The organism is Vibrio sp. QJM3NY_15 (assembly GCF_057785995.1).
The window spans coordinates 154,352-178,554 of record NZ_CM173518.1; the positions used below are offsets into that span (position 1 = coordinate 154,352).

A 24,203-nucleotide genomic window follows, 5' to 3' on the forward strand; every position below is an offset into this window, starting at 1 on the left:
ACGCCTAATTACCACTTTATGATTTTACCTGTCATTCTAGCTGGCGGCTCCGGAAGCCGCCTCTGGCCATTGTCTCGCGAGCTCTACCCTAAGCAATTCCTCAACATTGCTGGCGAACAATCAATGCTTCAGCAAACGCTTCAACGCTTGCAAGGTCTTGAGGACTATCTAACGGATAGCAAGTGCGCTGCTCCATTCATTATCTGTAATGAAGAACACCGCTTTATTGCCGCGGAACAAGCTCGATCGGCTAACATCCAACATAGTGGTATTCTGCTAGAGCCCGTCGGTCGAAACACGGCTCCAGCCATCGCATTAGCGGCATTACAAGCCTTAGCTAAATCAACCAATAATGCGCAGGATGCATCAGACCCGATCTTATTAGTACTGGCTGCTGATCATCACATCGCTAACACCTCTGAATTCCAACAAGTGATCAGTCGTGGCGTTAATTACGCGGAGCAAGGCAAACTGGTAACATTTGGAATAACCCCTAATGCGCCAGAAACAGGCTACGGTTATATCAAGCAGGGAGAACCTCTTTCCCCTCTCGTTCAAGCTGACTCACGTATTACAAAGCAATCACTCCATCACGCCTATGCCATTGATTGCTTCGTTGAAAAGCCTAATAAAACAACTGCGGAAGAATACATACGTTCAGAACAATACTTATGGAACAGTGGCATGTTCATGTTTAAAGCATCCCGCTACCTTGAAGAACTCTCTCAACACCACCCAGAAATATTAGCGGCTTGTCAGTTAGCTCTTTCAAAGCAAAATACCGACCTCGACTTTATTCGTATCGACGCAGAAGCATTCAAAAATAGCCCAAGTGACTCTATCGATTATGCCGTGATGGAAAAGACCTCACACGCCGCAGTGATCCCGATGGATGTTGGTTGGAATGATATTGGCTCATGGTCTGCTATCTGGGATGTTAGTGATAAGGATGAGCACAACAACGTCATTGAAGGCGATGTGTTAATCGTCGACTCTCAACACAACTACATTCATGCGGAGAATAAGCTTGTCGCGACGGTAGGTGTCGAAAACCTCATTATTGTCGAAACCAAAGATGCAATATTGGTTGCAAACAAAGACAAAGTTCAGGGTGTTAAGTCAATTGTTAGCCAACTGAATCAGGCTGAACGAACGGAGCATGTACATCATCGCGAGGTCTTTAGGCCTTGGGGTAAATACGATGTGATCGATCTAGGTAAGCGTGACAAAGTGAAGCGCATTACAGTCAACGCTGGCCATAGGCTTTCGTTGCAAATGCATCACCATAGAGCGGAACATTGGGTTGTAGTGGCAGGTACTGCGAAAGTAACCAACGATGAGAAAACGTATCTCGTCGAAGAAGATCAATCCACTTACATTCCGCTAGGTCACATCCACAGCCTAGAGAACCCTGGAGACTCACCTCTCGAAATGATCGAAGTACAAACCGGTAGTCATTTAAGTGAAGACGATATCATTCGATATCAAGACAGCTATGGGCGAGATGTTCGAAACCAACAAGCTGATTCATCTCAAAAAAACAAATCGAAATAAAGCGGCGACAATCAAGTGAAACCAACATTAGACCTTAGCTGCTTTAAGAACAACGATATTCGCGGCATCATTGGTGGCCAAATCAATGGCCACTTTGCCTACCTGCTCGGCAAGGCATTTGGAGAATACGTCCTATCTACGACACCTGAAGCCCCATTCGATGGCTTGGCTCATGTAGTGATTGGTCGTGATAACCGAGAGACGTCTCTTTCATTACAAGAAGCCATAACCAAAGGCTTAATCGAGTCTGGGATAGCAGTCATCGACCTAGGTATGACTGGCACTGAAGAGGTCTACTTTGCGACTCGCCACCTTAACGCCATTGGCGGAATCCAAATTACGGCAAGCCATAACCCAATCAATTACAACGGAATGAAATTAGTTGGTTTGGACGCTAGCCCGATAAGTAAAAACAGTGGTTTAGATGAAATCAAACTACGCATTAAAGTATTGAATCAAGAGGTGAACAGTGATTTATCTGTCGGTCATGTACAACCAAATCACTCTAGTCGATCGACCAGCATTCTCGCCCCTTACGTAGATCACCTGCTCACTTATATAAATCCATCCAAACTATCACCGATGAAGGTGGTGGTTAACGCAGGAAACGGGGTTGCAGGACATGTTATCGATGCTTTAGAGGAGCGTTTCAACAAACTCAATGTTCCTGCCACCTTCATCAAGGTACACCATGCCCCTGACGGAAAATTTCCTAATGGCATCCCAAACCCATTGATTAAAGAGAACCAAGTAGCAACTCGAAATGCAGTCTTAGAGCATTCCGCCGATCTAGGTATTGCGTGGGATGGCGATTTCGACCGTTGTTTTTTCTTTGACGAAAAAGGCAATTACATTGAGGGTTACTATATTGTTGGTTTGCTCGCTGAAGCTTTCTTGCTAAAAGAAACGGATGCAACCGTATTGCACGATATGCGTATGACATGGAACACGATTGAAGTCGCCAACAAGCTTGGTGGGAAGGCTATTGCGGTCAAAGCTGGGCATGCGCTCATCAAAGAGAAGATGCGAGAGTTAAACGCGGTGTACGGTGGTGAAATGAGTGCGCACCATTATTTTCGTGATTTTGGGTATTGCGATTCAGGAATGATTCCTTGGCTCTTAGTGATTGAACTAATCTGCGAGACTCAACAATCTCTTCATCAATTGACCAGTTCGAGTATGGGTAGATTCCCTTCTTCGGGAGAGATCAATCGTAAAGTTTCCGACCCAGAACAAGTCATGGCATATGTGTTGTCGCACTATCAAGATAACGCCGTTGAGATCGATCACACAGACGGGCTCAGCATGAATATGGGCACATGGCGCTTCAACTTAAGAAAGTCCAATACAGAGCCACTGATACGTCTCAACGTGGAAACCAAGCAAGATAGAGCTTTGCTGTCACTCAAAGTCGACGAGTTACTGTCTTTTCTCATTTAAGAGTACAAGGTACTTTCCGTTTACGACTAAGAGCCACAAAAAAGCCCTTACTAGCAACGGCTAATAAGGGCTTTGAATTTTCAGTCGCTTAGTCGCTGACTGTAATTAGTCTATTTGTTGCGGCGAGCTTCAACAGCGTCTGCCAACTGGCGAAGTACTGTTTCAGTATCTTCCCAACCAATACATGCATCAGTAACAGATTGGCCGTAAGTTGCAGCTTTACCATCAACAAGATCTTGGCGACCTTCAACAAGGTGAGATTCAATCATCACACCAAAGATAGCTTTATCACCGCCTGAGATTTGAGCACTAACGTCATCAGATACGTTCATTTGACGCTTAAACTGCTTAGAGCTGTTTGCGTGGCTGAAATCAATCATTACCTTTTGTGGAAGGCCTGACGCTGCTAGTTCTTCTTTGATTTTACCTACATGCTCAGCGCTGTAGTTTGGCTCTTTACCGCCACGTAAAATGATATGACAGTCAGGGTTACCCACTGTTTCAATAATTGCTGAGTGTCCGTACTTAGTTACAGATAAGAAGTGGTGCGAAGCACTTGCCGAACGAATAGCGTCTGTTGCGATCTTGATGTTGCCATCAGTACCATTCTTAAAGCCAACTGGGCAAGATAAGCCAGAAGCCAATTCACGGTGAACTTGAGATTCAGTAGTACGCGCGCCGATTGCACCCCAGCTGATTAGATCTGCTACGTATTGAGGTGTGATCATATCTAGGAATTCACTTGCCGTAGGCATTCCCATATCAGTTAGGTCAAGCAATAGCTTACGTCCAAGACGAAGACCATCATTTAGCTTGAACGTATCGTTCATGTACGGGTCATTGATTAGGCCTTTCCAACCAACAGTTGTACGTGGCTTTTCAAAGTAAACACGCATTACGATTTCTAGGTTATCGCCTAGTTCGTCGCGTAGCACTTTCAAACGTTTACCATACTCAAGCGCAGCTTCTGTGTCATGAATAGAACATGGGCCAACAATAACAAGCAAGCGGTCGTCGCTTTCTTCTAGAATATTGTGGATCGCTTTGCGGCTTTCAAAGGTTGTAGAAGAAGCAACTTCTGTCGCTGGAAACTTTTCTAAAACAGCAACAGGTGGTAATAACTCTTTTACTTTGTTAATTCTTACATCATCAGTCTGGAACATTGCTTACTTCTTCCTTTTTTCTATCCTTGAGCTGAATGTACGTTGTCTCACGTAACTTTCTATCAGCACTAATCTTCTTGTTCCCTGTAACTTAACTAGTAAAAACTCTAGTTTCAATCACTAATTGAAAATAAACGCAATTTTTTTTGTGTTTTATATTTAAAACACCCTGTATACCATTATTTACACGCTATCGATTGCGTAATTTATGACAGGTTAAGAACGGTTATACTTCAAGCGTCACCGTACATGTAAAATTATGCAGAACTTGAAAATAAAAAAGCTCACGTGATTAACGTGAGCTTTTAACTAATTACATTCTTTTCAATGGCTTGACAACGCTATCAAGCCCTTCAATTTTTAATGCCAAACACAGCTTGAGTAAGTCACCTAACTCACCAGAGGGAAAACCTTTTTTATCGAACCACAGTAAGTATTCCTCCGGCAGATCGATCAATATACGACCAGCGTATTTACCAAATGGCATTTGCATTCTAGCAAGTTTAATCAGGTTCTGTTTCTCTAGCATTACAGGCTCTTTCTAGGCTTTTTCTATTCTTTGTAGAGTATCACCTAAACGCTCAACCCAATAGTTGATTGCATCTTTGGCATCATCTAGTGAATCAATCATTGTCGAGAAATCTTTATTGCCTGCTTCACGGTCAATGGCTGCAAACAATGGTGTACCCTCTTGAGCATCACTTACCAAGAGCTCAACGCTGGCGCTTCCCACATTGGTGTGCTCTCCGGTCGTGACCTTAGATATGGTAGACATCGCAAGACCAAACGGCAGTACACTACTGGTCACAGCTAAGATGGGGTTGGGGGTTTCAACGTTACTCAAGGCAATGCTTAGGCGCAGCGTATTCCCGGTAGGCTCATCGACAATCGTTTTATGGGGCGATATTTTCTCTTCCAAACGCGCAACCATGTGATCAGTGAGCTCCTGAATGTCTTCCTGCTCTAACGATCCTTCTTTTGCCAGTACAAAAATTTGGTCGATCACCACAGAGTCGTACTCATCGAGTTTGGCTTTCAGGCGCTGTGAATCACGTAACCCTATCCTCGCCCATACAAGATCGACGCCTCCATCAGGTCCGACGCTAAAATCTTCATAGCTGGTGAATTTGGTTGCGGTTTTAATTGGGCCGCCTGCACAACCAAACAAAAAGATGCTGGTTGCAACAAGCAAGAGAAGTTTTAAAGGTGTCATAGCGCACTTCGGTTAAATTTATGAATCCAAACAAGTATGCCATACCCTATGTGAAAAGATTGTAGAAAAAGGGGTTAAAACTCAGAGCTATCTCTAAAATTAGTCATGTTGCACAGTGTGTGCATACTCGACAATCACTTGATTACCTTCAATGTAAGCATTTTGGATCTCGCCATCCACACTCATTCGGCTTTTCAAATACACCACTTTAGGCCCAGATTGGTTGCCTTCTTTGAGTGAAGGGAACACATTCCTAGGTTCTAAATGAAGTAAACGACAAAAGTGGCTAATAAAAGACATCGTTAATGGTGTCTCGCCTCTCAACACTCTAGAGAAATCAAGCTGGTTCATTCCTAGCTTTTTTGAAAACTCCATCTGCGTAATTCGCATTCTCGATTTTTGTGACATCCAAGTTTGATACAGCGCGTCTCTATCTTGTTCTGTGAATTCCATACTGCTTCCTTTATATAACTTATACCAATCAATTGTCCGGCTTTTCATACATGGCGTGTCAGGGTTTGGTTAGTGGAAACCAAAGGTTTGGTTTTGATATGCGCGCAATTGTTGTATAGAACGAAACACAATCACCAAAATCATTCACAAAAACGATTAGAGCAAATACTTTCTTCATTTATATCAATAATTTATACGTTAACGAACTAAACATATAGCAAGTTAATTTGTATTAAGAATTAAAAGTTCGAGATTAGCATTCCACATTTCAATCGATTGATTCGCATTTATAAAACGGGTTGGCTACATTCCGCTTGCTTAAACGCACTTCTGGCAAACTATTTGAAAGAATAGGACGCAAAGCCACCGGTCTGTCGACAAATATTCTGTCTATGATAGCGGGGCCGCCACTTAATAGGATTTAAGTGTCAATGCATGCCCGAGTGTTCTCTTTTTTTGTCGGCCAAATACAGTAAGGACAAATAATGAAACAACTCCCAAAAAAATCACTCATCGCGCTATCGCTACTTAGCGTAAGCGGTGCAAGCTTCGGTCACGGTTATGTTTCGGCATACGATAATGGCGTAGCAGAAAGCCGTGTCGCGCTATGTAAATTCCCAGCGAGTGATACACAAGAGAAAAACACCAACTGTGGTGGTATCCAATACGAGCCACAAAGTGTAGAAGGCCCTGAAGGCTTCCCTGAAGTCGGCCCTGCCGATGGAAAAATCGCCAGTGCGCAATCATCTTTAGCGGCAGCGCTAGACGAGCAGACTGCAGATCGCTGGGTTAAACGTCCTATCAAGTCGGGCTCTCAATATTTTGAGTGGACGTTCACTGCCAACCACGTGACTAACGACTGGAAATACTACATTACTCAACCAGACTGGAACCCAAACCAGCCTTTGGCGCGCAGCTCTTTTGACTTAACACCATTCTGTGTTGTTGAAGGCAATGGGCAACAACCACCTATGCAAGTAAGCCACTTGTGTAATGTTCCAGAGCGCGAAGGTTATCAAGTGATCCTTGCTGTATGGGACGTAGGTGATACTGCGATGGCTTTCTACAACGTTATCGATGTGAAATTTGATGGCGACGGCCCTATCATTCCTGATTGGGATCAAGGCGGTCAAATCAACCCAACTCAAGATCTAAACGTTGGTGATGCTGTCTACACTCGTGTCTTCGATCAATCGGGTGAGAACGGCTTCATACAGCACAGAGCTCGTCATTGAGAGCAACGAGCAAGGCAAAGCAAATAACTGGTCTTACGCGCTTGCCTCTAAGATCAACAAAGAACAAGCGCAAATCAAAGCAGGTCAGCTGAACGACCAAGGCGATTTTGCACCCGTGTACGGCACGAACCCTGTTTACCTAAAAGCCGGTTCAGGCTTTAAGAGCGTCGAGATCGGTTACAAGATTGATACTCCAGAGCCCGAGCATGAGCTAGCAGTGACAGGCCTAGAATCTGAGTACATTATTGATGAAAACCAGCCAACACAGCTTGATCTAACTTTAGAAGCAACTGGCGATGTTCAAGCAGAACTGACGGTGTACAACCATCACCGCGAAGCACTCGCTTCTCAAAAATCAGAACTGGCAGACGGACAAGTTGAAGATGTTCAACTCACTCTGTCTAAATCGGAGGCTGGCCACCACATGCTTGTGGTTGTGACTAAAGATGACCAAGGTAACTTAGTGGATCAAAACACGCTTGATTTCCACCTAATGGACGAGCAAACACCGCCACCCGCTGGCGATTACGACTTCGTATTTCCTGAGAGCATTGAGTCTTACACAGCAGGTACGAAAGTACTGAGCAGCGATGGTGGCGTTTATCAGTGTAAAGAGTTCCCATACTCTGGTTACTGTGTTCAATGGACTCCAACAGCAACTCAATACGAACCAGGTGTTGGTTCACACTGGCAAGATGCTTGGAACAAAGTGGACTAATTACTAGCCAGTCACTTACTTTCTAGTAGGTACGTGCTAGTAATCAGCAAAACAAAAAACGGATGCCTAGAGCATCCGTTTTTTTATTCAGTATAAGTAGAAACACCAGTTATCAAAGTAGAAATATCAGCTATCAAAGTAGAAATATCAGCTATCAAAGTAGATAGTGGTCCGCCAGCAAAGCGACAAACAAGATCATGAGATGATAAATGGAGAATTTAAAAGTCTTCATCGCCATATTAGGCTCATCACGATATTTAAGTACCCAAGCGTGATATACAAACCCGCCGTTTAGCACCAAAGAAGCGCTCAAATATATCCAGCTACTCATACCAACCAACACCGGCAATATACATACGATGCTTAGCAGCAAGGTATAGAGCAGAATCGATGTTTTGGTATAGGCAATACCATGGGTCACAGGCAACATCGGGATGTTCACCTTGGCATATTCGTCACGACGATGAATCGCCAACGCCCAAAAATGCGGAGGCGTCCAGATAAAGATGATCATCACCAACAACCAAGCGTTTGAATGCAGTTCATTGGTGACCGCCGTCCAGCCCAATAACGGCGGCATCGCACCTGCGATCCCTGCAATCACGATGTTTTGCGGCGTAGCCCGCTTCAAGTACATAGTATAAATCACCGCATAGCCTAATAAGCTCGCAAAGGTTAACCAAGCAGTGAGTTGATTAACCCACACCACTAATGTGACAAAGCCAAGCAAACCAATGCCAGCAGCAAAGCTGAACACACGCACACTGCTGAGTTCTCCTGACGGCAAAGGGCGTCGATTTGTGCGAGTCATTTGCCCATCGATCTTTTTGTCGATCAAATGGTTAAATGCCGCTGCCGAGCCTGCCATCAACCCTATTCCGATCATTCCAAACAGAGTTTGCTGTAAAGGTAATCCGTTAGGCACCGCTAAACACATACCAACCAGTGCCGTCAGCAACATCAAAGCCACTACCTTGGGTTTGGTCAGCGTTAAATAGACCTTCCAAGTCGCTTTGTTTTTCGAGGCCAGCTCATTTTTTGGAGCACTTTCTCCGTTGGCTGTTATCTCTTGACTGGCAGCGAGATCTTGACTTAAAGCTGCGCCTTGAACCACCACTCCATGTTGTGTTGATGTTCTAGTGACCATGATTACCTCCTTGTAATACATCGTTCTTCATCAAGTACTCACTCGGTTGACGTTGCCAAACCACAAAGTTTGTAACAACCATGGTGACAAGTAACAGAGCAGCCACCAAATTATGCAAAACGGCTACCGATATCGGTAGGTGAAACCATACATTGCTGATCCCCAAACTGACCTGTGCAAACAACACTATCGCCAAAGTGACAGCCAGCTGTCTTTGCGGTCCTTTTTCAAGCTTCCAAAGCTGATAAACAACCATCAACACCGTAAGTGTGGCAGCGATAGCCCCGAACCGGTGCATGACATGTATAGTTAATCGCGCAGGATATTCCAACACACCAAACTCATAGTTATCATGGCCGTGTTGAGCAAAATCGAAGGCATTCTTGAAATCTAAATAGCTTGTCCAGTTCCCTTCGCAGATAGGTAATTGGGTACACACCAGAGCGGCATAATTAGACGATGTCCATCCACCTAGCAATATCTGCCCAACCACAACGATTAACCCAAACAATGCCCAAGCTTTAAGAGGAGAATGGGAAACAGACTCACCAAAGTGATGTTGGACATTAGACAGACGACAATAGAGTAAACAGAGCAGCGACAGCAGCGTAAACCCGCCCATAAGGTGTGCCATCACCACAACAGGCATCAGCTTTAGAGTAACCGTCCACATACCTAACAGGGCCTGAAAAATCACAGTGGCGGAGATAAGTAGAGGAAGTCCAACGGAGGTAATGTTCTTTTTGATGCACCAAGCGACAACTACAAAGATAAGCAACCCGAGCGAGCCAGCAAAGTAACGATGTATCATCTCTATCCATGCTTTATCTGTTTCAAGAGCTCGTTCTGGGAATTGGAGATTAGCCTCACTGATTGCTGTGGCATTGGATGGCACGGCCAGATTACCATAACATCCTGGCCAATCAGGGCAGCCAAGACCAGCATCCGACAAACGAGTATAAGCACCGAGCACAATAACGGTGAGTGTCAGTAAAATAGTCAGCCTCATGATTACCATGAGTAATTTGGGCGCTCTATTTTGCATCGCTTATCTCCCTATATCGAATCGCTGACAACGCATCATCGCTTCTTCACTAATCCCAACATTTGTCTATTTACTAGGTATTACCACTGGTTAACCCACACGTGATAATTTGAGTAACTTCCTTAGATCGTGGATCATCCCTTTGGATTGGCTAACTAATTGAGACGGTTCAGAAACGCTCTTATACTCCATAACAAGCTGGCCCAGTGGGTCAATAATCACAATCGATGCCGGAGCAAATTCAGCTCTCAGTTGGTCTCCACCAGCAAGAAACTCTAAATCAGGCTTGTTAATGGTTCCCTTCAAAGAAACGCCCTCAGCCACAAACACCACCGCCGTGACTCGCTCTTTGTTCTTACCTAAAGCCAAGTAACTCTGATTAAGGTAGTGTAATTGTTGCTCACATAGGCTTTCGCATTCAGTCGGGGCGATATATCCGACCAACCAACCTTCTTCAGCCACAGGCAACGTGATACCAACATCTTCCAAGGTCACCCTTGGCTCAACGAGTTCTCCGGAATTGGTAACGCCTGCTGTGTACCAATGCTGCTCCAGCACGGTTTTAGCAATAATGGCAGGCAAAGCAAAAATCAGAATCAGCCCTATCAACATCAAACGACCTTTCGAGCGACGCTTCTGCAATAACCGCGTCTCTTCTTCTGTTTTGCTTAAAGCTTGAGGTTTATCCATGTTAGTCCCCTACCTTGGGTGTCCCTTTCATATACCGATAACCAATTAACACCATCAAAAACAGCAATACCCCAGCCATTACAAACCATTGAACTGAGTAACCAAAATGCTTTTCAGATTTCATTGCCGTTGGCCGCCATAGAAACTCATAAGGCCATGACTCTAAGCTCTGCGGTTGAAAAACAAAGGGCATCACCTCTTTCTTTGTGTATTGAGATAGCTCTTCGATATTAAGATTCTGAATGCGTTTCGGTGTCGTTTCTTCTAGACCCAATGTTTGACTCAGAGGGTTAATCGACCGTGTGTACAAACGCCCAGACATCGTGGTTGGTAATACAATGTCGCCTAACTTCGGTAGCTCTCTTCTGTCATTACTCGCCGCAACAAACCCAAGATCGATCAAAATCCGTTTCTCTACGCCTTGCGACTGAATATTGCCCAGCATGTAAATCACATAACCAACGACACCTTGATTGATCTGATTATCTAACAAGAGGACCAAACCGCTTTGTGCTGCCAGAGTGATGTTGACCTTTTGTCCGTTCCAAATCTGGCGGGTTAAGTCGACTTGAGTTTGAGTATTGCCACGTTGCCAGTCGCTGATCACTAACTCCAAATCCTTAGGTGACTTCAGAGCTCTTTCTAGCAATTGTTGTTCATAGCTTAGTTTCTCGTTACCTCGGTCTAACTGCCACAAACCTAACTTGATTAAAATGCCGACTGAAACCACAGTTAAAACAACCGCTACCCAAAAACCTTTACTGCGGAACTTGTGCGCATCATCAATTAATCGGTTTGGAATTATCACTATGGCGTCATCTACCTTTGTGTTGTTATTTAAAGTTGTATTGGTCGCTTTGCTGTTTTTCATCGCTTTCAACTTGATGAAAGGTCTAATCCAAATCGCCTCAGGTAAACACAACGGAAAAAGACTGAGTCACTTCTTGGGTCGTCGTGTAATGCTGTCTGCCATAGTGGTGCTGTTACTTCTGCTTGCTTTGGCTTCTGGAGTCATCACTCCTAACCCTCGTCCTTATTAATTCGGCTTACGCTCAGTGATTATCAGGTTCGTGTTCTCACTAGAGCACGTACACAAACACGAATAGACCCAACCAAACCACATCAACAAAGTGCCAATACCAACTGCCCGCTTGGAACGCAAAATGGTCTTTCGGTGAGAAGTGGTCTTTTGCAACCCTAGCCAGAAGCACAATCAAAAAGATCGTTCCCAAACAGACATGCAAGCCATGGAATCCAGTCAATAAGAAGAAGGTGTTGCCATAAATACCGGATTGAAGTGTAAGCCCCATCTCTTGATAAGCATGAACATACTCTTCCACTTGGAAGAACAGGAAGAACCCAGCCAGCACAATCGTGATTTCTAGCCATACGATCAATGCCATGCGTTTATTTTGTTCAAGACTGATATGTGCCATGTGCAGCGTCACAGAGGAAAGCAGCAGAATGATGGTGTTCTTGAGAGGGATACCTTGCCAAGGCATGGCTTGAGTCGTCACGCCATCAGGGGTGGTTGTTAGCGGCCAAATAGATTGGAACATCGGCCACAACACCTCATGGGTCATCTCGTTGTTTCCTGCCCCACCAATCCATGGCACAGAAATCATCCGAGCGTAGAAAAGCGCGCCAAAGAAAGCGCCGAAGAACATGATTTCAGAGAAAATAAACCAACTCATGCCCTGTCTAAAGGAACGAGATATCTGCTCAGAATAGAGCCCACTCAACGATTCCGTGATGACGTTACTAAACCAACCAGCAAGCATATACAGCAGCACACCAAAGCCAACGAACAGCACCGCTTTCCCAAACACACCACCAGCAGAGTCGGTCTCCATGTGTTGCACCGTTAAGCCCGCGCCAACCGCGACAAGAAACAGAGCAATAGCCCCGACCAGAGGCCAATGACTTTGATGTGGAACGAAATAAACTTCCTTTTTAGAACTCATCGCTCAACTCCTTATGTTGATACTGGTTCTGTAAATCCCTAATTACTTGCGAGTGTCTCAGCTTGAGGCTGACTCTTGTTCAAGCCAACATCACCCGTGATATTAAACAAGGTGTAAGAGAGAGTGAGCGTATGAATCGATTCAGGGATCTCAGGTTCAATGTAGAAAATCAGCCCCATCTCTGCGCTCTTGTGTCCGTCCAGCGGCTGCTGGTTAAAGCAGAAGCACTCCATTTTATTAAAATATGTCGCCCCATTTCCGGGAGACACCGATGGCACCGCTTGCCCAACTAACGAAAGACCCGATAAGTTTTTCGCAATGTAATTCGTTTGAACCACTTCCCCAGGGTGAACCTCTAACACTAGAGTTTCAGGCACAAACTGCCAAGGCATATCTGGCTTAATATGCGACATGAACTCTACTCGAACCGTACGAGAATAATCTGGTTGCATTCCTTGAGGCTGAACCGCTGAAACCGTGTTGGTTTTCCCGTTGATCCCTAAGGCTTCGCACATCACGTCATACAGAGGAACCAGAGCGAAACCAAAGCCAAACATGCCAATCACACTCAGCACCAAGTAGCCCGTCAATTTCTTTGTCGAGCGTTTAGGTAATGACTGGTTATTGCTGTCTTGTTGGTGGTTTTTGTTATCGCTCATACTCGTTACCCTTAATCAATTTTAGGTGGATGAGTAAACGTGTGATGAGGAGCTGGGCTTGGAACCGTCCACTCTAGGCCTTCCGCTCTGTCCCATGGCTTGCTTGGAGCAGGCTCTCCGCCTCTGACACATTTGATCGCCAACCATAGGAAAATCAATTGTGATAAACCAAAGGCGAAGCCACCAATCGAAACGACCTGATTAACATCAGCGAACTGAATCGCGTAGTCAGGGATTCGACGAGGCATGCCCGCTAAACCCAAAAAGTGCATAGGGAAGAAAAGTACATTGACCGATATGACTGATGTCCAGAAATGCCACAAGCTGAGTTTGTGGTCGTACATATGCCCAGTCCATTTCGGCAGCCAATAATAAGCTGCAGCCATGATGGAGAACACAGCCCCCGTCACCAGAACATAATGGAAGTGAGCCACCACAAAGTAAGTATCGTGATATTGGAAATCAGCAGGCACGATAGCGAGCATCAATCCAGATAGCCCACCAATTGTAAACAGAACAATAAAGGCAATCGCAAACAGCATTGGGGTTTCAAACGTCAAAGCCCCTCGCCACATCGTGGCCACCCAGTTGAATACTTTCACCCCAGTGGGCACTGCGATCAACATGGTGCAATACATGAAGAACAACTCTGCAAATACGGGCATCCCGGTGGTAAACATGTGATGCGCCCAAACCAAGAATGACAACAATGCGATACTACAGGTCGCATAAACCATCGAGTGATAACCAAACAGACGTTTGCCACTGAATGCAGGAATGATCGCAGAGATGATACCGAACGAGGGTAAAATCATGATGTACACTTCGGGGTGTCCAAAGAACCAGAATATGTGCTGGAACATCACCGGATCCCCACCACCCGCAGCATCAAAGAAGCTTGTTCCAAAGTATTTATCGGTCAATACCATAGTGACCGCGCCCGCCAGCACGGGCATGACGGCGATAAGCAAGAAAGCCGTAATCAACCAAGTCCACACGAACATAGGAAGCTTGAACCAAGTCATTCCCGGCGCGCGCATATTAACAATGGTGACGATTACGTTAATCGCCCCCATGATCGAACTGATCCCCATAATATGAACGGAGAAAACAAATAGAGCGGTGCTATCTGGGCCGTAAGTTGTAGAAAGCGGCGCGTAGAATGTCCAACCAAAGTTCGGCCCACCTCCTTCCGTAAACAAAGAGCCAATCAAGATCAAAAACGCAAAAGGCAGAATCCAAAAACTGAGGTTATTCATACGGGGTAACGCCATATCCGGCGCGCCAATCATCATCGGGATCATCCAGTTAGCCAAACCCGTAAATGCAGGCATCACGGCACCAAATACCATGATCAAACCGTGTACCGTGGTCATTTGGTTAAAGAAGTCTGGTTCAACGAGCTGCAATCCCGGTTGGAATAGCTCTGCGCGGATCACCATCGCCATCGCGCCGCCCGTTAAAAACATCGCAAAGCTAAACCAAAGGTAAAGGGTGCCTATGTCTTTATGGTTGGTTGAGTACAACCAGCGAGCCCAACCTTTTGGTGCCGCGTGAGAGTCATGATCATCAATGTTGGTATCGGTGTCACCTAAAACGCCTTCGCTTACATGGCTCAACGTTTGCTCGTCAGCGGGAGCCGATTTTACAGGTTTATCGATTGGTGAACTCATAACTGCTCCTTAGCATCACTTTGTGCTTCGTCCGTTGAGCTTTCTGATCCGCCTGATTGTTTAACCTTGTAAGCGTTAATATCTGAAGCCTGAACAACATCACCAGTATCATTACCCCAAGCGTTTCTTTGGTACGTTACAACCGCTGCAATTTCTTTCTCTGTTAACTGGTTATCGAATGCTTGCATCGCCGTGCCTCCACGACCATAGACGATGGTATCGATATGGACATCAACATCACCAAGCGCAACAGGGCTTCCTTTGATAGCTGGAAACGCTCCTGGGATACCTTCACCGTTCACTTGGTGACAAACCGCGCATCGAGTTTTATAAACCTCTTCACCTAATACATTCAACTCGTCTAAAGAAAGTGACGCGTCTAATGCATCTTTCGCCGCTTGCTGTGCGGTTAATTGCAACTCTTTCTGCTCAGCTAACCATGAATCGAATTCTTGCTCTTCCATTGCATGTACCACAATCGGCATGAATCCGTGCGCCCGACCACACAACTCCGCACACTGGCCTCTGTATACACCCGGTTCATCTATTTTGGTCCACGCCTCATTAATAAAGCCGGGAACCGTATCTTTCTTAACCGCAAACGCTGGCACCCACCACGAGTGAATAACATCGTCTGATGTCATCAAGAAGCGGACTTTGCGATTAATCGGCAATACCAATGGCTTGTCCACCTCAAGTAGATAATGAGCGCCTTTGGCCTCTATGCCTTCAATCTCTTTATCGCTGGTTGCAAGTAAGCTAAAGAACTCAACATCTTCACCAAAATAGCTGTAATGCCATTTCCATTGTGAGCCAGTGATTTTGATTGTTAGGTCTGATTGAGAGGTGTCTTCCATCGCTATCAAGGTTTTCGTTGCCGGAATGGCCATAGCGATAAGAATAATGATGGGGATGACGGTCCAAAGAATTTCTACTTTCGTACTTTCGTGGAAATGGGCAGCAACCGCGCCCTTCGACTTTCGATGCCTAAGAATGGAATAGAACATGACGCCAAATACAATGAACGCTATCGCGCAACAGATGTAGAAGATCAACATATGAAGTTCATACACCTGACCGCTAATATCTGTCACCCCACGCGTCATGTTGTATTCGCTACTTGCGCTGACTAGAGGGGAAACAAAAGCGACAACAAAACTATTCAACAGCAACGCTAGCCTGACCAGTAATCTCTTCAAAAGATCTCTCCTCATCCATCCTAATTGGATACTTGCGACCTATGTGTCGTTGTTTGCCTAACGACACTCATTGTTAATCCGACTACACATCAAAGGCTGAATCCCAAGCTACACATTACTTAGCGCTTTAACCTTAATTCGTCAGTTCGCATCACAAAACTATACGAACTTATACGGTTCAAAAACGTTCAAGGTTTTAACCAAAGATTCAAATACGACGAAATTGTTAGTTTTTGTTATATTTATGTAAAAGGCTAGTTAGTGATATCCAATTGTTCAAGGTAAGTTTACTTACTAAACAGTCAATTATTTGAAGTCGCTTGACCCATAAGCCCTTCCTCTTCCCTTGCTGTTGGAATTTATTTTAAATTGAGTTTTACGATTGCCTTAATAGAAATAATAATCAATATCATTTAATTTAAAGCAACAGTAAGTCATCCCGACATTAAAAGGTTTAGTGATTATGCAAGATGCTATGAACTGGTTAGCGAGAGACCCAGATCCAAGAACTCGTGAAGAGCTTCAACATCTCATCGATAAGAAAATGCACGCCGAGCTCGAAGATCGTTTTACACAACGATTAGAATTCGGTACTGCAGGCCTGCGCGGCAAAGTAGGATGCGGCCCAAATAGAATGAACCGTTTGGTGATACAAGAAACAGCGACAGGGCTTGGCCATTATTTAATTGAACATGTCGCTAATGCGGCGATTCGTGGTGTGGTTGTTGGGTATGACGGACGTTTAGATTCTAAACAATTCGCCATAGATACCGCTTCGGTACTGACTGCCTTGGGTATTAAGGTTTATTTGACTGCGAACGTCGCAGCGACACCCATTGTAGCCTTTGGTATTGAACACTTCAACGCAGCAGCCGCTGTCGTTGTGACAGCCAGCCACAACCCAACTGAATATAATGGGTTTAAAGTCTATTGGGAGAATGGTGCTCAAATCATTCCACCACACGATGCGGGCATCGCCGATCAGATTGACGTCGCCTCAACCAAACCAATCCCACTAATCAGCCTCAGTGACGCTGAAAAGCAAGGGAACTTAGTTTGGTTAACCGAGGGTTACTATCAAACCTATCGCGCTGCGATAAATCAAAGCCCTTATGTACGTAACGACATCGATTCAGCGCATACAACCGTGACCTACACGGCAATGCATGGTGTTGGAGCACAAATGGCAGAAGATCTTCTGCACGACGGTGGGTTCCATAAAGTATTCAGTGTGGCGGAACAAAGAGAGCCCGATGGTCACTTCCCGACGGTTAACTTCCCCAACCCAGAAGAAAAAGGCGCGATGGATCTCGTCGTCAATTTAGCGAAAAGTGTCGATGCCGACATCGCTTGCGCCAACGATCCGGATGCAGACCGATTTGCCGTTGCGGTTAGAACCGATGATACAGTTAGAACCGATGAAGCCTCATACAAGATGCTTACTGGCGATCAAGTCGGTGTGTTATTTGCTCATTATTTGCTATCGAAGCCTCATACCAAAAACCAATTAGTTGGCAACAGTATTGTCTCTTCAACCTTGCTCGAAAAAGTCGCCAACTCTCATGGTGCTACCTACTTCCAAACACTGACTGGCTTTAAATGGTTAGCGAATATTGGGATGCAACTGGAAGATGAGGATAATGAATTCTTGTTTGCCTATGAGGAAGCGCTGGGCTACACAATTGGCACTCAAGTGCGCGACAAAGACGGACTTTCTGCACTGGTAGTATTTGCTCAACTTGTTGAAGAGTTGAAGTCTCAAGGTCGAACCGTTTGGGATCTTCTGGCTCAAATTTCGTTGGAACATGGTGTCCATACCAATGCTCAACGCAGTATCGCTCTTGATCCGGATTCACCCTCGATAGGTTCAAAACTTAGATCGGCACAACCTAAAACCATTGGTGGTGTAGCTGTCTCAGTAATTGAAGATCTGCAATCTTCTCTGCGATACATCGTTGGTGGCGATACTGAAACCATTAACTTACCAACGAGTGACGTATTGATTTATCACTTGGAGGATGGCTCTCGAATTATCGTTCGACCTTCTGGCACAGAACCAAAAGTAAAAGTCTATTATGAGACGGTGACGAAGTTTGAGGGTTCAGAAACGTACGATGAAGCTCGTCAACGTGGAGAAGAGTATACAAATAGCTTGATTGAACAACACCAGCAAGAACTCAGTGCTTAAGCGTACAGTTCAGTGTGAGGCTTATATCTGCTGAAATAAACTAGCCGGTGAAACATACAAACCATCAAAACAAAAATGGACGCTCATTCGCGTCCATTTTTCGTTTTATTTACAATGCAACTAGCCGATAAAAGAAGACAGCATCCAAATAGCTAAAACGATGAATACAGCGCCCATCACCTTTTGTTGATACGTACGAAACTTTGCGTTTTCCACAAGAGATTTACCAACCGTACCCACTAAAGCAACCAACAAGAAATTGAATGTCAAACCAAGAACATTCAATAGCAAGCCCAGCATCAACATCTGCTCACCTGAAGTGGCTTCAATATTGGTAGACACAAACTGAGGTAAGAACATCACAAAGAAAATCAGAGCCTTAGGGTTAAGTAAGTTACTAATCAATGCTCTTTGGTAGTAGGTTTTCGCAGCGGAGTTATCACTGAGCTCAGGCGCATTCCCCTGTTCGGTTCGCAGGCAATCCCAACCCATCTTTAACAGATAAGCACCACCCAACAAGTTCAAGGCTTTTAAGGCAATAGGACTCATGGCGATCAACGCTGACACGCCCATAGCTGCCAATGCCGTCAGAATAATCCCTGAGGTTGCATTGCCTAGACTTGCAAACACACCGACTTTTCGGCCATAACTCATGCTAGAGCTGGCAATAAGCAGCATATCTGGGCCAGGTAAAAGAAGAAGTGCAACAACGGCAGTAAGGTAGACAGGTAATATTGCTAAATCGATCATGGGTTTCAGTATTGATAAAAACGGAGGCGGATTTTATATCAATTACCGACACCCTTCCAGATGCAATCAGTTGTCATGAGTTATTTATTTCGAATTAAACACCACCAATCAACAATAAAGCCAATTTATTAACTTTGGAAATTAGGCTAATTAGCTCGCTACCCACTCAATTTCAATCAATGTAACTTCACCGCACTTTAGGCGACCAAGGAATATATCACCTCGATGAACTTCACCAACGCCCTTAGGAGTGCCCGTCATCACTACATCACCGTCTAGCAGCGTAGTGTAAGAAGATAACTCTTCGAGGATAGTTTGAGGAGCATAAAGCATTTGTTCAACATGCCCTTTTTGCACACGGACACAGTTGATAAATAGCTCTAGATTTAAATCCGAGAGATCCAAGTTAGTGGTGGGAACAAAACGACTTAGAACAGCCGAACCGTCGAAGGCTTTGGCTCTCTCCCAAGGTAAACCTTTGGCTTTCAAAGTACTTTGCAGTTCACGCTTAGTCAGGTCTAAACCTAACCCTACTGCGGAGTATTCACCATTTTCAACAATGAAACAGATTTCCGCTTCGTAATGCAGAGCTTCTTGGTGGAAGGAACTTAGAGAGGAGGTGACGCTCGTACTCGGCTTGTTGAAAACAACCATAGCGTCAGGGATAGCATTGTTGAGTTCTTCAATATGATCCACGTAATTGCGCCCAACACATAATACTTTTGTTGGTACTGCCGTTCGTTTGGAGTTCATCAACTGTTCTTGATCTACAACGCTGCTCATAGTTTATCCCTGAACTATTTTTAGGAATTCAGAGTTTAGCGCATCATAAAATGAGAGTCTTCGACAAGATGGTTACCAATATCTAAATTCTGATCTTTAGCTCAATTAAATGATTTAAATACTTTTATCCGAAGATCGCGACATATATGAACTGATGACAAGAGCCATAGCTTCGTAGATCATAACTACGTAGATAAAATGAATAGCTGGGGAACATGAAGGAAAAGCTAAAACAGATGCGTATAGAACGAAAGAAGCCCTCTCAAACCAAAAGGCTGGAGAGGGCTTAGCATGGTGTCTAGGACAGTATCCGAAAAGGTAAATTTAAGGAGTAAACACTATGCTAAATAAGTCTGCGACTTATAGGTAGTAACGAGCACCCATTAACCATTGGTCGTCAGCTTTTTCTTTGTACACGCCAGAACCTTGTAGGTCGAACTGGTAACCAGCAAAGCCTACGAACTGAGATGTGAAGTTGTATTCAGCTTGTAGAGCAGTTGTAGCAAATACTGTTTCGCTCATCTTGTCGTCTTCTACAGCTTCGTAGTTAACGCTTAGGTTAAGGCTGTTTGAAAGTGCGTAAGAAGCTAGCAATTCAACTGCAACTGACTCTTCAAGAATCTGGCCTTTACCAGAGTTCATGTAGTTATTCATTGCGTATACACCAGCAAGGTAAAGACCTTCCGCGCCGTATGAACCGTAAGTTGCACTCAATACGTGAGAGTCAGCAGTTTGTGAGCCAGCACCAAAGTACTTAACATCACCGGTGTTGTAAGCGTAGTTTGCAGTAACGTCAGCAATCGCGTAGTTCAATGCAACTTGACCACGGTTACCGTATGTAGTTGCGCCATCAACCTTACGACCTTGCCAAGCAACAGCTGCGCTTAGAGAGCCTGCGTTACCGAAATCGATAGCGTTGCCGTAGCTCACCATCTCTTCACCACGACCAGTACCTAGGTTACCGTGATCTTCGTAGATGAAGTCATTCGCGAATGCGATTGGCATATCTGCTACGCCAGCAACGTTGTAGTAAGGTGCCCATTGAGTACCTACTGCTGCACGACCGTAATCGTCGTGAGAAAGACCAACGTAGCCAAGACGAGTTGTGAATGACTCTTCACCACCGTCAAGCATGTTTAGCGCCCATTCACCTTTAGCGTCAGCAGTAAAGCCGTTGCCAAGCTCGTGAGTTGCACCGAAGTTGATACGTGGAGAAACAGACTCTACACCGATGTCATCGCTGTTTTGACGCTCATCACTGTTTACGTCACCAACTGCAACTGAAACGTGGCCGCCAACTGAGAATGTTGTGCCGTCTTCGTTGTAAAGTTCTACTGCAACTGCCTGTGTACCAAATACTGCACCAGAAATTGCTAGCGCTAAAAGTTTCTTATTCATTGTCATATCCATTATGTAACTGGGTGAGTTATTCACTAACAACCTCGTGCTTACGGAGAAGTTGTTACCTGCATTTAACAAGTAGGCAAACCCTAATATACGAATGACAAGAAAGTTGCATTAAAATATATAAAATAAAAAAAATCGCACCATAAAAAACAAAAAATCATTTAAAAACAATGAAATAATACAGTAATCACTGGAAGTTCTTTTCATCTTTTGAGATAAGTGCTTTGATTATTTTTGATTTTATAGTCACTAAAAAAGCATTAAAAATCTAAAGACAAGATAACTCATCAGACCATCTAGAGGTAAGCTTTTAGTCCTGAAACATTTTGTAACATGCAGAACTCAACTGAAATATTTAGCTTTGTGAAACAAATCCCAGTTTGAGCTAGGAAAAATCGCTTAATTGAAAGTTCACTAGAGAAAAGACCAAAAAAGGGCAACCAATCAGCGACTGGTTGCCCTTCGGTTGCCCTTCATAACTCATCATTGGACTCTTATTTAAAGCAAACCTCGGCCCAACGTGCCAAACCTGCCGTTACCGAACCAAAATAGTTTCCACTTACGATTGGAACATTCGGCACCGCTTGCTCTACAGCTTCACGTAATATTGGAGAACGAGCAGACCCCCCCGTCATATAGATAACGTCTGGTTTTTTCTGACCTTGTTGGATTGCTTCTTTTACCAACTCAATCATTTTTGATTTCGGAGTTTCGATAGCATCCACCATCTGCTCAACTGAGATGTCGACTTCAACTAACTCAGAAGCGACATTAATCGCAGCTCGATACTGAGCACACTCCGCCAACGCAATCTTAGCTTCTTCCGCTCTGCGCACAATGCTATAGCCTAACGTGTCGTGATAAACCTTCATCAAGCGATCCAACTTTTGGGGCTCTGCCGCTTCCTTACGAAGTAGCTTCAAAGCTGCAAGGTTTTCTCGAGAATAGAAGTTCTTCTGAGCTTCAACGTTATTGATTGCGATCGGATTCCAGAACTGGGTCAACGGCATATCGATACCAGAAGTCCCTTTACTGCCAATGCCAAAAGGTGACATCAATTGTTTGAAAGCAAGATAGATATCGAGGTCATTACCACCAACTCGCTGGCCACTGTGTGCCAATAGACTCTGAGTTCGATCCGATTTACCCGACCACGTCGGTCCCATTTCAAGTAATGAGCAATCCGTCGTACCACCACCAATATCGACAACTAAGACGGTTTGGTCTTGAGTCAGTGTACTTTCATAATCAAGTCCCGCAGCAACCGGTTCAAACTGAAACGCGATATCTTGAAAGCCAGCACGCTTAGCTGCGCGAGACAAAATATGTTCAGCTTGTCTGTTTGCTTCTTCCCCGCCACGACCGTGGAAGTTGATTGGTCGGCCGATAACGGCTTGTTTGATTTGCTCTTGAGTCGTCAGCTCAGCCTGATTTTTAATATTCGCCATCATGGCACATACTAAATCTTCGAAGAAGCTCACCTGAACATCATGTAAGCCGCTAGCACCAAGGAAAGACTTAGGGGACTTAACGTAATAAACGTCACGTGGATCTTCTAAATAGAGGTTCAACGCTGCCTGACCAAATGCCATGTCTTCCGGCACCAAGTCGATACTCTCTTCACGGTTCAATGCAATCGCGCGACGCAACACTTGTTCACCAATAGCATCACTGGGCTTGATATTTAGATGACGAAATAGATGCTCAGAAACGCTTTCTCTAGTCGGTGCAAACACGGTTGAGGGAATATAATGACTCTTACCTTCTAGCGGTAACAAGCTAGGTTCTCCATTAACCATAGCTGCAACGGAACAGTTAGCTGTTCCATAATCAAATCCAATAAACATAATATCCCCCACTCAACAAAAGGGGCGAGATGCTACATGAAAAGCCTAAAAATTACGAGGTCATTTCTAAATTTAACTGAGTAATTTCTTAGCCTAACGGCTCTTCAAGAAGAAACAAATGTGCTACATTTCAGCACAAATGAATGACGGGTCTGATAGATGAAAACACCTTGCTTAGCGGCTTGTAAAAATAATGGTGGCATATGCAGCGGCTGCCACAGAACAATGGATGAGATTATAGGTTGGAAAGGCTTATCTGAAAGCGAAAGAGATTCAGTAATGGATAGCCTTAGCGGAGCGAGTTCAACTCACCAGTGTCCACAATGTAATGCGCCAGCTCAGTGTGATATCAGCGCGGGTAAAGAAACCTGTTGGTGCTTTGAGCTAGAAAAACGTGATACGAGTAGTATCCCTAAAGGCGATGTTTGCATGTGTCGCAAGTGCTTGTCTGCATTACCTATTCAGTAATGAGTAAACCTGTCTCAACATCTAAAACATCAAAAGAAGCGAGATATCACTTTCTCGCTTCAAATAGTAATGATTCCGAGTTCTAGTTCTAGTTCTAGTTCTAGTGCTTCAGAATACATATGTCAGTCTGGTCAGTGTTTACTTCGCTTTTGCAATCAGCGCCGGCTGAGAAAACTGTACACCACTCCAACCATGAACCATAAAGTTACGAATATTTTGATGGTCGGTATTCTCGGGAAAGCCTAATACATCATTGCGATAAAACTGACCAAAACAAGCCAGTGTTTGCTCGGGAGAAAGCTCTTGAGCTAAACCAAAAGCAAAAATCTTACACGAACCATTGTTCTGTCCCGCGACATTCACTACATCACCATTACGAAATTCACTCTCAGAAAAGTCATAGTTCGCCTCAATCACCTGCATTGTATCTTCAAATTGAATGCTTTCTGGGGCTTGAATCAGCGTATTTAGTAAAGTTTCCAGTTCCATTTAATATTTCTCCATCAGTACATGATTAACGACAGCAGTGTATCGTGTTTTGAGATAAGAGTAAGCTGAGTTTTGGTTTTGGAAAGCCATTCACTTTTTGACCCAACTTTTACAATTA

At 44.4% G+C, this 24,203-nt stretch carries 22 protein-coding genes, 1 pseudogene and 1 riboswitch; of the genes and pseudogenes, 6 read left to right on the forward strand and 17 right to left on the reverse strand.

The window, feature by feature from the left end; translation table 11 throughout:
* Positions 1 to 18: 18 nt before the first annotated feature.
* Positions 19 to 1,554: a mannose-1-phosphate guanylyltransferase/mannose-6-phosphate isomerase gene (locus AC3CKG_RS17165; protein WP_488529628.1), complete on the forward strand. Its 1,536-nt coding sequence runs from the start codon at positions 19 to 21 to the stop codon at positions 1,552 to 1,554.
* 15 nt (positions 1,555 to 1,569) lie between these two features.
* On the forward strand, positions 1,570 to 2,994 hold the full coding sequence (locus AC3CKG_RS17170) for a phosphohexomutase domain-containing protein (RefSeq protein WP_488529629.1): 1,425 nt from the start codon (positions 1,570 to 1,572) through the stop codon (positions 2,992 to 2,994).
* A 110-nt stretch (positions 2,995 to 3,104) separates the two neighbouring features.
* Here AC3CKG_RS17170 and aroG read toward each other — a convergent pair whose 3' ends face one another.
* The 4 genes from aroG to AC3CKG_RS17190 all read right to left on the reverse strand — a co-directional run bounded on the left by aroG (position 3,105) and on the right by AC3CKG_RS17190 (position 5,823).
* A complete protein-coding gene (aroG, locus tag AC3CKG_RS17175; RefSeq protein ID WP_017106233.1) occupies positions 3,105 to 4,157 on the reverse strand; it encodes a 3-deoxy-7-phosphoheptulonate synthase AroG in 1,053 nt (350 codons plus the stop codon).
* Between the two features lie 313 nt (positions 4,158 to 4,470).
* The gene (locus tag AC3CKG_RS17180) at positions 4,471 to 4,686 is read right to left on the reverse strand and encodes a DUF3820 family protein (protein WP_017106234.1); all 216 of its coding nucleotides are present in this window, start codon (positions 4,684 to 4,686) and stop codon (positions 4,471 to 4,473) included.
* A gap of 12 nt (positions 4,687 to 4,698) precedes the next feature.
* Positions 4,699 to 5,370: a DUF3313 domain-containing protein gene (locus AC3CKG_RS17185; protein ID WP_488529630.1), complete on the reverse strand. Its 672-nt coding sequence runs from the start codon at positions 5,368 to 5,370 to the stop codon at positions 4,699 to 4,701.
* Between the two features lie 99 nt (positions 5,371 to 5,469).
* Positions 5,470 to 5,823: a hypothetical protein gene (locus tag AC3CKG_RS17190; protein ID WP_017106235.1), complete on the reverse strand. Its 354-nt coding sequence runs from the start codon at positions 5,821 to 5,823 to the stop codon at positions 5,470 to 5,472.
* Positions 5,824 to 6,145: 322 nt separating this feature from the next.
* A riboswitch (cyclic di-GMP riboswitch) is annotated at positions 6,146 to 6,235 on the forward strand.
* A 73-nt stretch (positions 6,236 to 6,308) separates the two neighbouring features.
* Between AC3CKG_RS17190 and gbpA the strand changes: the two are divergent.
* Positions 6,309 to 7,776: pseudogene (gene gbpA, locus AC3CKG_RS17195) on the forward strand (N-acetylglucosamine-binding protein GbpA).
* Between the two features lie 154 nt (positions 7,777 to 7,930).
* Here gbpA and cyoE read toward each other — a convergent pair.
* The 4 genes from cyoE to AC3CKG_RS17215 form a co-directional block, all read right to left on the reverse strand.
* A complete protein-coding gene (gene cyoE / locus AC3CKG_RS17200; protein ID WP_488529631.1) occupies positions 7,931 to 8,923 on the reverse strand; it encodes a heme o synthase in 993 nt (330 codons plus the stop codon).
* A complete protein-coding gene (locus tag AC3CKG_RS17205) occupies positions 8,913 to 9,968 on the reverse strand; it encodes a COX15/CtaA family protein (protein ID WP_488529632.1) in 1,056 nt (351 codons plus the stop codon). Before AC3CKG_RS17205 ends, cyoE begins: the two co-directional genes overlap by 11 nt.
* 90 nt (positions 9,969 to 10,058) lie before the next feature.
* Positions 10,059 to 10,658 (reverse strand): hypothetical protein, encoded by a 600-nt coding sequence (locus AC3CKG_RS17210; protein WP_102541603.1) that lies wholly within the window; start codon positions 10,656 to 10,658, stop codon positions 10,059 to 10,061.
* 1 nt (position 10,659) lies between these two features.
* Positions 10,660 to 11,529 (reverse strand): SURF1 family protein, encoded by an 870-nt coding sequence (locus AC3CKG_RS17215; RefSeq protein WP_488529633.1) that lies wholly within the window; start codon positions 11,527 to 11,529, stop codon positions 10,660 to 10,662.
* Here AC3CKG_RS17215 and AC3CKG_RS17220 point away from each other — a divergent pair.
* The gene (locus AC3CKG_RS17220) at positions 11,468 to 11,698 is read left to right on the forward strand and encodes a DUF2909 family protein (protein ID WP_099166549.1); all 231 of its coding nucleotides are present in this window, start codon (positions 11,468 to 11,470) and stop codon (positions 11,696 to 11,698) included. The genes AC3CKG_RS17215 and AC3CKG_RS17220 overlap by 62 nt on opposite strands.
* A 39-nt stretch (positions 11,699 to 11,737) precedes the next feature.
* Here the strand turns inward: AC3CKG_RS17220 and AC3CKG_RS17225 are convergent, their stop codons facing one another.
* From AC3CKG_RS17225 to coxB, 4 genes are read right to left on the reverse strand one after another with little or no spacing between them, the layout of a single operon-like run.
* Positions 11,738 to 12,622 carry a cytochrome c oxidase subunit 3 gene (locus AC3CKG_RS17225; RefSeq protein ID WP_065112748.1) on the reverse strand — a complete coding sequence of 295 codons (885 nt, stop codon included), beginning with the start codon at positions 12,620 to 12,622 and terminating at the stop codon, positions 11,738 to 11,740.
* Positions 12,623 to 12,660: 38 nt separating this feature from the next.
* Entirely contained in the window at positions 12,661 to 13,281 is a 621-nt protein-coding gene (locus AC3CKG_RS17230) for a cytochrome c oxidase assembly protein (protein ID WP_488529634.1), read from the reverse strand.
* Between the two features lie 11 nt (positions 13,282 to 13,292).
* On the reverse strand, positions 13,293 to 14,954 hold the full coding sequence (ctaD, locus tag AC3CKG_RS17235) for a cytochrome c oxidase subunit I (protein WP_122054252.1): 1,662 nt from the start codon (positions 14,952 to 14,954) through the stop codon (positions 13,293 to 13,295).
* Positions 14,951 to 16,153, reverse strand: a complete 1,203-nt coding sequence (coxB, locus tag AC3CKG_RS17240) for a cytochrome c oxidase subunit II (RefSeq protein ID WP_488529635.1) — start codon at positions 16,151 to 16,153, stop codon at positions 14,951 to 14,953. Before coxB ends, ctaD begins: the two co-directional genes overlap by 4 nt.
* A 463-nt stretch (positions 16,154 to 16,616) precedes the next feature.
* Here coxB and AC3CKG_RS17245 point away from each other — a divergent pair, with 463 nt between their 5' ends.
* Complete coding sequence (locus tag AC3CKG_RS17245; RefSeq protein ID WP_488529636.1) at positions 16,617 to 18,341, forward strand: phospho-sugar mutase; 1,725 nt, start codon at positions 16,617 to 16,619, stop codon at positions 18,339 to 18,341.
* A gap of 120 nt (positions 18,342 to 18,461) precedes the next feature.
* Here AC3CKG_RS17245 and AC3CKG_RS17250 read toward each other — a convergent pair whose 3' ends face one another.
* The 4 genes from AC3CKG_RS17250 to yegD all read right to left on the reverse strand — a co-directional run bounded on the left by AC3CKG_RS17250 (position 18,462) and on the right by yegD (position 23,128).
* Positions 18,462 to 19,091 carry a LysE family translocator gene (locus tag AC3CKG_RS17250; protein ID WP_488529637.1) on the reverse strand — a complete coding sequence of 210 codons (630 nt, stop codon included), beginning with the start codon at positions 19,089 to 19,091 and terminating at the stop codon, positions 18,462 to 18,464.
* A 150-nt stretch (positions 19,092 to 19,241) separates the two neighbouring features.
* The gene (locus tag AC3CKG_RS17255; RefSeq protein ID WP_102360953.1) at positions 19,242 to 19,874 is read right to left on the reverse strand and encodes a fumarylacetoacetate hydrolase family protein; all 633 of its coding nucleotides are present in this window, start codon (positions 19,872 to 19,874) and stop codon (positions 19,242 to 19,244) included.
* A 360-nt stretch (positions 19,875 to 20,234) separates the two neighbouring features.
* Entirely contained in the window at positions 20,235 to 21,272 is a 1,038-nt protein-coding gene (locus AC3CKG_RS17260; protein WP_488529638.1) for a porin, read from the reverse strand.
* 503 nt (positions 21,273 to 21,775) lie between these two features.
* Positions 21,776 to 23,128, reverse strand: coding sequence for a molecular chaperone (gene yegD / locus AC3CKG_RS17265; protein ID WP_076667886.1), 1,353 nt, complete (start codon positions 23,126 to 23,128; stop codon positions 21,776 to 21,778).
* Between the two features lie 159 nt (positions 23,129 to 23,287).
* Here yegD and AC3CKG_RS17270 point away from each other — a divergent pair, with 159 nt between their 5' ends.
* Positions 23,288 to 23,596 carry a cysteine-rich CWC family protein gene (locus AC3CKG_RS17270; RefSeq protein ID WP_102360950.1) on the forward strand — a complete coding sequence of 103 codons (309 nt, stop codon included), beginning with the start codon at positions 23,288 to 23,290 and terminating at the stop codon, positions 23,594 to 23,596.
* Between the two features lie 138 nt (positions 23,597 to 23,734).
* Here AC3CKG_RS17270 and AC3CKG_RS17275 read toward each other — a convergent pair whose 3' ends face one another.
* Positions 23,735 to 24,085 (reverse strand): HopJ type III effector protein, encoded by a 351-nt coding sequence (locus tag AC3CKG_RS17275; RefSeq protein WP_102518120.1) that lies wholly within the window; start codon positions 24,083 to 24,085, stop codon positions 23,735 to 23,737.
* Positions 24,086 to 24,203: the final 118 nt, after the last annotated feature.